The organism is Streptomyces sp. NPDC096012 (assembly GCF_040426375.1).
GTDB lineage: Bacteria > Actinomycetota > Actinomycetes > Streptomycetales > Streptomycetaceae > Streptomyces.
Genome location: NZ_JBEOTD010000020.1, coordinates 131,244 through 141,878, shown reverse-complemented (window position 1 = coordinate 141,878; position 10,635 = coordinate 131,244). Strand labels below are relative to the sequence as shown.

8 protein-coding genes are annotated in these 10,635 nt (G+C 73.4%); 4 read left to right on the top strand and 4 right to left on the bottom strand.

Annotation, left to right across the window (positions count from 1 at the left end):
• Window positions 1-101 precede the first annotated feature (101 nt).
• From ABVB68_RS20635 to ABVB68_RS20625, 3 genes are all read right to left on the bottom strand, one after another.
• On the bottom strand, window positions 102-1,958 hold the full coding sequence (locus ABVB68_RS20635; protein WP_353602547.1) for a glycoside hydrolase family 3 protein: 1,857 nt from the start codon (window positions 1,956-1,958) through the stop codon (window positions 102-104).
• 468 nt (window positions 1,959-2,426) lie between these two features.
• The gene (locus ABVB68_RS20630) at window positions 2,427-3,227 is read right to left on the bottom strand and encodes a sugar phosphate isomerase/epimerase family protein (protein WP_353602546.1); all 801 of its coding nucleotides are present in this window, start codon (window positions 3,225-3,227) and stop codon (window positions 2,427-2,429) included.
• Window positions 3,228-3,245: 18 nt separating this feature from the next.
• The gene (locus ABVB68_RS20625; protein ID WP_353602545.1) at window positions 3,246-4,211 is read right to left on the bottom strand and encodes a GNAT family N-acetyltransferase; all 966 of its coding nucleotides are present in this window, start codon (window positions 4,209-4,211) and stop codon (window positions 3,246-3,248) included.
• A 257-nt stretch (window positions 4,212-4,468) separates the two neighbouring features.
• Here ABVB68_RS20625 and ABVB68_RS20620 point away from each other — a divergent pair, with 257 nt between their 5' ends.
• A complete protein-coding gene (locus ABVB68_RS20620) occupies window positions 4,469-5,896 on the top strand; it encodes an alkaline phosphatase family protein (protein ID WP_353602544.1) in 1,428 nt (475 codons plus the stop codon).
• Window positions 5,897-6,114: 218 nt separating this feature from the next.
• Here ABVB68_RS20620 and ABVB68_RS20615 read toward each other — a convergent pair whose 3' ends face one another.
• Window positions 6,115-7,161: a LacI family DNA-binding transcriptional regulator gene (locus ABVB68_RS20615; protein ID WP_353602543.1), complete on the bottom strand. Its 1,047-nt coding sequence runs from the start codon at window positions 7,159-7,161 to the stop codon at window positions 6,115-6,117.
• 251 nt (window positions 7,162-7,412) lie between these two features.
• On the opposite strand from ABVB68_RS20615, the gene ABVB68_RS20610 reads away from it, so the two are divergent.
• Genes ABVB68_RS20610 through ABVB68_RS20600 form a run of 3 tightly spaced genes read left to right on the top strand, consistent with a single transcriptional unit; the run spans window position 7,413 to window position 10,572 of the window.
• Window positions 7,413-8,564, top strand: coding sequence for a Gfo/Idh/MocA family protein (locus tag ABVB68_RS20610; protein ID WP_353602542.1), 1,152 nt, complete (start codon window positions 7,413-7,415; stop codon window positions 8,562-8,564).
• Complete coding sequence (locus ABVB68_RS20605) at window positions 8,561-9,736, top strand: dihydrodipicolinate synthase family protein (protein ID WP_353602541.1); 1,176 nt, start codon at window positions 8,561-8,563, stop codon at window positions 9,734-9,736. The genes ABVB68_RS20610 and ABVB68_RS20605 overlap by 4 nt, the downstream gene beginning before the upstream one ends.
• Window positions 9,737-9,771: 35 nt before the next feature.
• The gene (locus ABVB68_RS20600) at window positions 9,772-10,572 is read left to right on the top strand and encodes a sugar phosphate isomerase/epimerase family protein (RefSeq protein WP_353602554.1); all 801 of its coding nucleotides are present in this window, start codon (window positions 9,772-9,774) and stop codon (window positions 10,570-10,572) included.
• The last annotated feature ends 63 nt before the right edge of the window (window positions 10,573-10,635 follow it).

Sequence of the window (10,635 nt, the reverse complement as noted above, 5' to 3'; positions counted from 1 at the left end):
CCCCCCCCGCCGCCCCGCCCCCCCCGCGCCGGCCCGGGCCCGCCGCGAGGGTGGGAGCCCCTCGACGGCGGCCGCCGGGAGGGCCTTCTGCCGCCGGGGCGTTACGCCCGGGGCGCCGGGTACGTCTCGTACGACAGCCCGTGGCCGATCGGGTACAGCACCTGCGCCGGATCGTCCGCCCGCTGCACCGGCACCGGCAGCCTGCCGCGCGGTGCCACCCGGCCGGCGATCACCCGTGCGGCGGCCCGCAGTTCGACGTCGGTCCAGCAGTAGGTCGCCAGGCAGGCCTTCACGGTGGGCAGTTGGGCAACGTCGTACGGATTGCGCACGGCCACCGCCACCACCGCCCGGCCCGTCGCCTGCAGCCGCTCCACCAGGGTCCGCTGCGCACTGCGCGCCGTCACGTTGTACGTGGCCACCACCACCGCGTCCGCGTCCTGGGCGGCGGCGACCGCCTCGGAGACGACCGCGGCCGACGGCGCCATGCCGGTCGTCAGGGCCGTGGCGGTGAAGCCCAGCTCGGTGAGGGCCGCGGCCAGCACGTCGGCGGGCGGTCCGGTGGTGCCCGACGGGGAGGCCGGGTCGGCGCCGACGACCAGGATCCTGCGCTCGGCGCGGTGGTCGAGCGGGAGCAGATCGTCCTCGTTGACCAGCAGGGTCGTGGTCCGCTCGGCCATCCGGTCGGCGGCGGCCAGATGGGCCCGCGTCCCCACCGTGCGGTCCACGCCGGCCTGTTCGGCGCGGGTGTGCTCGAACAGCCCCAGCCGGGCCTTGAGTCGCAGGATCCGCAGGATCGATTCGTCCAGCCGGGCCTCGGTCAGCTCGCCCTCCTGGACGGCCCTGAGCACCGCGTGCCAGGCCACGTCGACGGACGGTGGGTTGAGCAACTGGTCGACGCCGGCCTTGAGCGCGAGCACCGGGACCCGGTCGTCGCCGTACTTGGTGCGCACCCCCTGCATGCCCAGCGAGTCGGTGATCACGACGCCGTCGTAACCGAGTTCGCCGCGCAGGATGCCGGTGACGATCGGATGCGACAGGGTGGCCGGGTCGCCGGAGTCGTCCAGGGCCGGGAACTCGATGTGCGCGGTCATGATGGAGTCGACGCCCGCCCGGATCGCGGCCCGGAACGGCACCGCGTCCAGCTCCGACCACAGCTCCCGGCTGTGCGTGATGACCGGGAAGCCGTAGTGGCTGTCGACGGCGGTGTCCCCGTGGCCGGGGAAGTGCTTGGCGGTCGCCGCGACCCGGGACGCCTGGTACCCCTCCACCTCGGCGGCCACCAGCCGGGCGACCGCCTCCGGATCGGCGCCGAAGGACCGGACGCCGATGACGGGGTTGGCCGGGTTGACGTTCACGTCGGCGTCGGGGGAGTAGTCCTGGTTGACGCCCATCGCGCGCAGTTCGGCGCCGGAGATCCGGCCCAGGGTGCGGGCGTCGGCGGTGGAGCCGCCGGCGCCGATCGCCATGGCGCCGGGGAAGAGGGTCGCGGGCCTGCCGATCCGGCAGACGGCGCCGTGCTCCTGGTCGGTGGCGATGAGCATCGGCAGTCCGCGCGGTTGGCTCAGGGAAGCCCGCTGGATGCCGTCGGACAGGTCGGCGATCTGCTGCGGATCACGGGTGTTGTGGGCCCAGGAGAAGTAGATGATGCCGCCGACCCGGTACTTCTCGATCAGTTCGGCGGCGGTGCGGACGCCGATCTCCGTCAGGTTGGCGTCGACGTCCGCCTGGTCGGGGGCGGTGGCGGAGTGGCCGTAGACCCGCATCACGAAGAGCTGGCCGACCTTCTCCTCCAGCGTCATCCTGGAGATCAGGGCCCGCAGGCGGTGCTCGCCGGGGACGGCGGCGCGGGCGGTCGTCGATACGGTCAGCGCGGCGGTGAGACCCGCGGTCGCGGCGAGGACGGCGCGTCTGGACGGCCGTGCGGTGCTTCCCGTGCTTCCCGTGCTGGTGTCGTGCACGTGCGCTCCTTCCAGAGGAGAACCGCTGAAGGAAACTTCCAAGGAGTCACGAATATCCGGGAAGTTTCTTTCCGTCAAGGGAATGCACAGTACCCGCGGTCGGGACCGCCACCGGCGCACGAACGGCGGGCGCGCCGGTGGCGGCGGGCGCGCTCCAGGCCGGTTCCGCGCGCAGACAGCGGCCGGACCGACCCGGGCGCCGGTCACGGTCCCCGGCCCGCCGTGCCCGACCGGCGCGTCGACGGCACCGCCCCGCTCACGGCGCGTACGCCGGACGGCACCTGACCGGCGCCACCCACGCCGCGTGGGACCCTACGCCGCGTCAGGTGCCTGCACGACGCCGGCAACTTTGGCCGCGTCAGGTGCCTGAGCCGCGTGCTGTCCGTGCCGCGTCAGATGCCTGAGCCGCGTGCTGTCGGTGCCGCGGGAGGTGCCTGAGCCGCGTGCTGTCGGTGCCGCGGGAGGTGCCTAAGCCGCGTCGCCCAGCAGCCGCAGCAGGTGGTCGCGGCCCGCGTCGAGCAGTTCCGGGAGCGGGGCGGCCTTCTCGTGCCAGCGCTTCTCGTACTCCCAGCACAGCCAGCCGTCCCAGCCGCTCCGGGAGAGGACGTCCACGCACTCGGTGAGTGGCAGCACGCCCGCGCCCAGCGGCACGGGGGTGGTGTCCTCGGCCGACGCGACGTCCTTGACCTGTACGTATCCCAGATGCGGGGCGAGGGCCGCGTAGGTGTCCGAGGGCTGTTCGCCGCCCAGCCAGGTGTGCAGCACGTCCCACAGGGCGCCCACCTGGCGGTGGCCGACCGGGCCGAGGATCCGGATCGCGTCGGCGCCGGTGGGGTGCGAGTCGTGGGTCTCCAGCAGGATGCGGACGCCGAGCGCGGCCGCGTCCTCGGCGGCGGTGCCGAGACGGCGGGCGGCGACGGCGTCGGCCTCCTCGCGGGGCCGGCCGGGATCGGCGCCCGGGAGGACGCGGACGAAGGGCGCGCCCAGGTCGTGGGCCAGCTGAAGGAGCCCGCGGATCTCCTCCAGTACCGGACCGTCGTCACCGGGGGCGGCCACCCGGGTGTAACCGGCGACGCCCAGCGGCTCGATCCCGGCGCCCTGGAACAGGGCCGCGGTCTCGGCGCGGCCGGCGGGGGAGAGGCCGGGGTGCACCGGCTCCTCCGGGTGGGCGCGCAGCTCGACACCGTGGTAGCCGTGTGCGGTCGCGAGGGCCAGGACCTCCGGGAGGGGCAGGCCGGGGACACCGAGGGTGGAGAACGCCAGCTTCATGGGCACGGAACGTACCCCTCACTCACCGGGTCCATGCAATTCCAGCCGCCAGTCCTGGCCGACCAGGTCGCGGCCGAAGGAGCGGTGCGGCTTCTCCGCGACGAGGGCGAAGCCGTGCCGCTGGTAGAGGCGGCGGGCGCTGCCCAGCACGTCGTTGGTCCACAGCACCAGGTCGCGGTAGCCGACCTCGCGCGCGAAGTCGATGACGGCCCGTACCAGCCGGTCGCCGACGCCCTGCCCGCGCGCCTCGGGCTCGACCAGCAGCAGCCGCAGCCGCGCGGTGCCCGGCGCGTCGTCCCGTACGCACATCACGCAGCCCAGCGGGCGCCCCTCTCCGCCCCCGGCCGCGTCCGGGCGGGACTCCTCCCGCCCGGCGATCCACACCCGCTCCAGATGCGGGTCGTGGTCCTGCGCGAAGTCGGCGACGATCCGGGCGACCAGGCCCTCGTAATCGGCGTTCCAGCCGTACTCCGCCGCGTACAGGGCGGCGTTGCGCTGCACGATCCAGCCGAGGTCGCCGGGCCGGGGCGCCCGCAGGACGACCCGTCCGGGCTCCGGTGCGGTGCCGTCGCCCAGAATCCCCCGGATGGCCCGCATGGCATCGGCCAACCGGGGCCGGTCCTCGGCGGCCACCGTCTCCAGCAGTGCGCCGACCTTCTCCCGGGCCCGCTCCTCGAGCAGCCGCGCGGCCTCGTGCCCGCGCGGGGTGAGCCGTACCCGCCGCCGGCGCGGATCGGTGTCCGAGGGGCCGCGCTCGATCAGGCCGCCCTCCTCGAACCCGTTCAGGATCCGGCTCAGGTACCCGGCGTCCAGATCCAGCCCGGTACGCAGGTCGGCCGCGTCCAGGTGCGGGGCCCGCGCGAGTTCGTAGAGCACGCGGGACTCGGTGAGGGTGTAGGGCGCGTAGAGGTGGCGGCCGTAGTCGAGTGCGCCGATGACGCCCGTGTAGAAGCGGTTGAACGAGCGGATGTCCTCGATGGTCATGGGCACCACCCGGATAGTTGACTCGGTCAGAGATAGTTCCCGAGCCTACGCCTCGGCCCGCCTCCCGTGAAGACGCCGCGACGCCGGTGACGGCCCGGCGGCCCGCCGGCGACATTCGGCCGGTAAATGTCATGACTTTGCCAAGTGGGCGGCGCACGTTGTCGGCATGTTCATCGCCGGCCACTGCTGCCGCTCGCCTCCCGGGGCGAAGAGTGGCTCGCGGTCCAGTCCACGTGATCGCTCAAGAAGGGGCATCCATGGCCGAGTTGACTCGACGCAGACTTCTGGGTTCGGCCGCCGGCGCGCTGGGTGGTGCGGCGGCGTTCTCCCTCCTCCCGCCGAGCGTCCAGACGGCGGTCGCCGCCGGACCGCCGCGGAACGGCTCGCTGCGCGACATCGAACACGTCGTCCTGCTGATGCAGGAGAACCGGTCCTTCGACCACTACTTCGGCACCCTCTCCGGGGTGCGCGGCTTCGCCGACCCGCACGCGTTGGAGCTCGACGACGGGCGCAGCGTCTTCTACCAGCCCGACGTCCAGAACCCCAAGGGCTACCTGCTGCCCTTCCACCTCGACACCCACACGTCCAGCGCCCAGGCGATCCCCTCCACCAGCCACGCCTGGTCCGTGCAGCACGAGGCGTGGAACGGCGGCAGAATGGACCGGTGGCTGCCGGCCCACCGCAAGGCCGACGGCGTCAACGGCCCCTACGTCATGGGCTACTACACGCGCGAGGACATCCCCTTCCAGTTCGCCCTCGCCGAGGCCTTCACCGTCTGCGACAACTACTTCTGCTCGGTGTTCGGCCCCACCTGGCCCAACCGGCTGATGTGGATGACCGGTTCGATCGACCCGGGCGGCGCCCTGGGCGGCCCGGTGACCACCAACAAGGCGCCGAAGCCGTACCGCTGGACGACCTACGCCGAGCGCCTTCAGTCGGCCGGGATCAGCTGGAAGGTCTACCAGCAGGACGACGACTACGGCTGCAACATGCTGGAGCAGTTCGCCCCCTTCAGGGACGCCCAGCCGGGCTCCGACCTCTACGAGCGCGGCGTGCGCCCGCAGCCCGAGGGGACCTTCGAGGACGACGCCCGCAACGACCGGCTGCCGGCGGTGAGCTGGATCATGCCGACCAGCTACCAGTCCGAGCACCCGGACTACCTGCCCGCCGCGGGCGCCGACTTCGTGGCGTCGAAGATCGAGGCGATCGCGTCCAACCCGAGGGTCTGGCGCAAGACGGCCTTCATCCTGAACTACGACGAGAACGACGGCCTCTTCGACCACGTGCCACCGCCCGTGCCGCCCGAGGGGACGAAGGGCGAGTTCATCGGCGGCCTCCCGATCGGCGGCGGCTTCCGGGTGCCCGCGATCGTCATCTCGCCCTGGACCGTGGGCGGCTGGGTCGCCACGGAGGCCTTCGACCACACCTCGGCGCTGCAGTTCCTGGAGTGCTTCACCGGCGTCGAGGAGCCGAACGTCAGCGACTGGCGCCGGGCCACCTTCGGCGACCTCACCAGCGCCTTCCGCTTCTCCCACGGCCGCCCGCGCCCGCCCCGCCTGCCGGACGACACCGCGGAGCAGCTGGAGAAGGCGAAGGAGGAGGTGGCCACCCTGCCGAAACCGACCCTGCCGGGCGCGGACCAGCGCTTTCCCCACCAGGAACACGGCCACCGACCGCACTTGTAGGCCGGCGTCGGGGGCGGGGGGGACGGTCTCGGCAGGAGCCGTCGCCCCCCTGCCCTCACCCCCGCTCGCACCCTCCGGCAGCCAGGATTCCGCCGGGCCGGACCCCGCGGCTCGGGAGGATGCGGCACCGGCCGTGGGGTGAGAAGCCATGCGCCGAGCAGCCCCGCCCAGCCGGGCCCACCCCCGCCAGGCCGCCCCCGCCTGCCCGGTTCGGCGGCTCAGGTCCGCGGAACCCCGGTGGACCCCCGGACCATCAGCTCGCCCCGTGCCGAGGCGATTCCGCCGGGCGGGGGCTCCTCGCGGCCCATCGCGATGCGTCCGGCGCGCGCTCCCGCCTCCGACAGCGGCAGGCGCACGGTCGTCAGCGACGGCACGGCGTCGATGCTGAACGGCAGGTCGTCGAAGCCGGCCACCGACACGTCCTCCGGAACGCGCAGCCCCGACTCGCGCAGGGCGGCGCAGGCGCCGAGGGCGACGGAGTCGTTCGCGGCCACGATCGCCGTCAGCGAGGGATCCCGGCGCAGCAGTTCCAGCGTGGCCTCGTGGCCGGACCGGCGGTCGTAGCGGCCGTACACCGTCCGGCGCGGGTCCTCCCCGATGCCGGCGGCCTCCAGCGCGGCGCGATGACCCTCCAGGCGGTGCCGTGTCGTCGTACGCTCCCTGGGGCCCGCGATGTAGCCGAGCCGCCGGTGGCCGAGGCCGACGAGGTGATCCGTCAGCGCACGGGCACCGCCCCGGTTGTCGAAGGTCAGCGCGACGGCCCGGGTGTCCGGCACCGGCGGGCGCCCGCACAGCACCACCCGCGTACCGGCCTCAGCCAGCTTCCGCAGCTTCGCCGCGACCGCCGCCGCGTGCGGCGCGGACTCGACGGCTCCGCCGGTCAGCACCACGGCCGCCGCCCGTTGCCGCTGGAGCAGGGTCAGATACGTCAGCTCGCGCTCCGGCGATCCGCCGGTGTTGCAGACGACCGCCAGGCGTTCCCCGCCCGCACGCCCGCCCGGCCCCCCGATCTCGGCCTGGATGGCGCTCGCCATGATCCCGAAGAACGGGTCGGCGATGTCGTTCACGAGGATGCCGACCAGATCGGAGGTGGCCGCGGCGAGCGAGCTGGCGGGGCCGTTGAGGACGTAGTCCAGCTCGTCCACCGCCCGCAGCACCCGCTCGCGGGTGGACGCGGCCACCGGATAGTTGCCGTTCAGCACGCGCGACACCGTCGCGGGGGAGACCTGGGCGCGGGCCGCCACGTCCGCCAGGGTCACCGTCATCTCGTCGTCCTTCGGTCGTGCAGCACTCGGTACGCCCTCGTAGACAGCCGGGCCCCGGTCCTGGTTCCGGGCATGTGCCGAGCAGACCTTAGTTCCATGGAGTGAAGTTGTTCGCCCCCTCGAACAACTCGAACGGGCAACGGTCTTGCGGGACCGCCCCCCAGAAGCTAGCTTCACCCTCCCGGAAAGCGCTTGCTGCTCGATGGGTCCCGCGGTCGGACGGGGCGCCCGGCGCCCGCGAAGGGACTGACGTGACGCGCAAGACCGTACGCATCGCCATGAACGGCGTGACCGGGCGCATGGGCTACCGCCAGCACCTCGTCCGGTCGATCCTCGCCCTGCGCGAACAGGGCGGCCTCGACCTCGGCGACGGCACCGTGCTGTGGCCCGAGCCGATCCTGCTCGGCCGCCGCGAGCGCGCCCTGCGGGAGATCGCCGAACGGCACGGCCTGGAACACCTCGCGACCGACCTCGACACCGTCCTCGCCGACCCGACCGTCGACATCTACTTCGACGCCCAGGTCACCTCCGCCCGCGAGGAGTCGATCCGGAAGGCCGTCGCGGCCGGCAAGCACATCTACACCGAGAAGCCCACCGCGACGGGCTCCGAAGCCGCCCTCGCGCTCGCCCGCCTCGCCCACGACAAGGGCGTCAAGCACGGCGTCGTCCAGGACAAGATCTTCCTGCCGGGCCTGCTGAAGCTGAAACGGCTCATCGACGGCGGCTTCTTCGGCCGCGTCCTCTCCGTCCGCGGCGAGTTCGGCTACTGGGTCTTCGAGGGCGACTGGCAGTCCGCCCAGCGCCCCTCCTGGAACTACCGTGCCGAGGACGGCGGCGGCATCGTCGTCGACATGTTCCCGCACTGGGAGTACGTCCTGCACGAGCTGTTCGGCCGGGTGAGATCCGTCCAGACCCTGGCCACCACCCACATCCCGCAGCGCTGGGACGAACAGGGCAAGCCCTACGACGCCACCGCCGACGACGCCGCCTACGGCATCTTCGAACTCGACGGCGGTGCCGTCGCCCAGATCAACTCCTCCTGGGCGGTCCGCGTCGACCGGGACGAACTCGTCGAGTTCCAGGTCGACGGCACCGAGGGCTCGGCCGTGGCCGGTCTCGGGAAGTGCCGCGCGCAGCACCGCTGCGCCACCCCCAAGCCCGTCTGGGACCCGGACGTGCCCGCCACCGAGCCCTTCCGCGACCAGTGGCAGGAGGTGCCGGACAACACCGTCTTCGGCAACGGCTTCAAGGCCCAGTGGGAGCTGTTCCTGAAGCACGTCCACACCGACGCCCCCTACCACTGGGACCTGCTCGCCGGCGCCCGCGGTGTGCAACTCGCCGAACTGGCCCTGCGCTCCTCGGCCGAGGGCCGCCGCATCGACGTACCGGAGATCTCGCTTTGACCATCCGGCTGCCCGCGGCGGACGGCACCACGCGGACCTACGAGCCGCGCGCCGAACCCTTCTCCACGTCCTCCGGCACGCCCGTCTCCCCGGCCTCCGGCACGCCCTTCACCTCCCGTACGGTCTTCGCCGCGGCCCACGTCGTCGCGGACCCGTACGCCGACGTGTCGCCCGGGGGCCCCGCCGCCGTCGACTGGGACGCCACCCTCGCCTTCCGCCGTCACCTGTGGTCCCACGGCCTCGGTGTCGCCGAGGCGATGGACACCGCCCAGCGCGGTATGGGCCTCGACTGGGCGGGCGCGGCCGAACTGATCCGCCGGTCGGCGGCGGAGGCGAGGGCGGTCGGCGGCCGCATCGTCTGCGGGGCCGGCACCGACCAGCTCACCGGTGGAACCCTGCCGGAGATCCGCGCCGCCTACGAGGAACAGCTCGCCGTGGTCGAGGAGTCGGGCGCCCGGCCGGTCCTGATGGCGTCCCGCGCTCTGGCGTCGGCCGCCCGCGGGCCCGAGGACTACCTGGAGCTGTACGGCCATCTCCTGCGCCAGTCCGCCGAGCCGGTGATCCTGCACTGGCTGGGGCCGATGTTCGACCCGGCGCTGGACGGCTACTGGGGCCTCGCCGACCTGGACGCGGCCACCGGGGTGTTCCTGGACGTCATCGCCGCGCACCCGGACAAGGTGGACGGCGTGAAGATCTCCCTGCTGGACGCGGGCCGCGAGACAGACCTGCGCCGGCGCCTCCCGCCCGGCGTCCGCTGCTACACCGGCGACGACTTCCACTACCCCGAGCTGATCGCGGGCGACGCCGGGGGCTTCAGCCACGCCCTGCTCGGCGTCTTCGACCCGCTGGGCCCGCTGGCGGCACAGGCGGTCCGGGTGCTCGACACCGGAGACGTCCGGGGTTTCCGGGCCCTGCTGGACCCGACGGTCGGCCTCTCCCGCCACCTCTTCCAGCCCCCCACCCGCTTCTACAAGACGGGCGTCGTCCTCCTCGCCTGGCTCGCGGGCCACCAGTCGCACTTCACGATGGTCGGCGGGTGGCAGTCGGCCCGCTCGCTCCCGCACCTCGCCCGGGCCTACGAACTCGCCGACGGACTCGGCCTGTTCCCCGACCCGGCGCTCGCCGAGGAACGGATGACCCACCTGCTCGCCCTGTACGGGGTGACCCGGTGAGCAGTCCCGAGTTGGCGCGCTTCTCCATCAACCAGATGACGGTGAAGCAGCTCGGCATGCCCGAACTGGTCGACGCCTGCCTGGAGCTGGGTGTCCCCGGCGTCGGGCTGTGGCGCGAGCCCGTCCGGTCGTACGGTCTGGAGGAGACCGCGAGGCTGGTCCGTGACGCGGGCCTCGCGGTGACGACCCTGTGCAGGGGCGGCTTCCTCACGGCGATCGACCCGGCCGAGCGCGCCCGTGCCCTGGACGACAACCGCCGGGCCGTCGACGAGGCGGCCACGCTCGGCACGGACACCCTCGTCCTGGTGTCGGGCGGGCTCCCGGCCGGGTCCAAGGACCTGCACGGCGCGCGGGAGAGGATCGCCGACGCGCTGGGCGAGTTGGGGCCCTACGCCGAGGAGCGGGGCGTACGGCTGGCCGTCGAGCCGTTGCATCCCATGTTCGCGTCCGACCGCTGTGTGGTCTCGACGCTCGCCCAGGCCCTCGACCTGGCCGAGCGTTTCCCCGCCCGGCAGGTCGGCGTCACGGTGGACACATACCACATCTGGTGGGACGACCGGGCGCCCGGGCAGATCGCCCGGGCGGGCGCGGGCGGCCGTATCCACACCTTCCAGCTCGCCGACTGGACCACCCCGCTGCCGGAGGGCGTGCTGAACGGCCGCGGGCAGATCGGGGAGGGCTCGATCGACATGCGGGAGTGGCTCTCGCACGTCGAGGCCGCCGGATACACCGGTCCCGTCGAGGTGGAACTGTTCAACGACGCGCTGTGGGCCCGCGACGGGCGCGAGGTGCTGGCGGAGACGGCGGCGCGGTTCGTGGCGCACACGGCGGCCTGACGGGTCCGCGGCCCGGCTGCTTGCCGCACGGAGGGGCAGGCCACGGCCCTAAGATCGGGTGCC

What these genes read in the sequence shown, in the direction of transcription:
- ABVB68_RS20620 (WP_353602544.1), top strand. Translation starts at nt 4,469, where the DNA reads ATGGCCGAGTTGACTCGACGCAGACTTCTGGGTTCGGCCGCCGGCGCG.
- ABVB68_RS20625 (WP_353602545.1), bottom strand. Translation starts at nt 4,211, where the DNA reads ATGACCATCGAGGACATCCGCTCGTTCAACCGCTTCTACACGGGCGTC.
- ABVB68_RS20600 (WP_353602554.1), top strand. Translation starts at nt 9,772, where the DNA reads ATGACGGTGAAGCAGCTCGGCATGCCCGAACTGGTCGACGCCTGCCTG.
- ABVB68_RS20615 (WP_353602543.1), bottom strand. Translation starts at nt 7,161, where the DNA reads ATGACGGTGACCCTGGCGGACGTGGCGGCCCGCGCCCAGGTCTCCCCC.
- ABVB68_RS20630 (WP_353602546.1), bottom strand. Translation starts at nt 3,227, where the DNA reads ATGAAGCTGGCGTTCTCCACCCTCGGTGTCCCCGGCCTGCCCCTCCCG.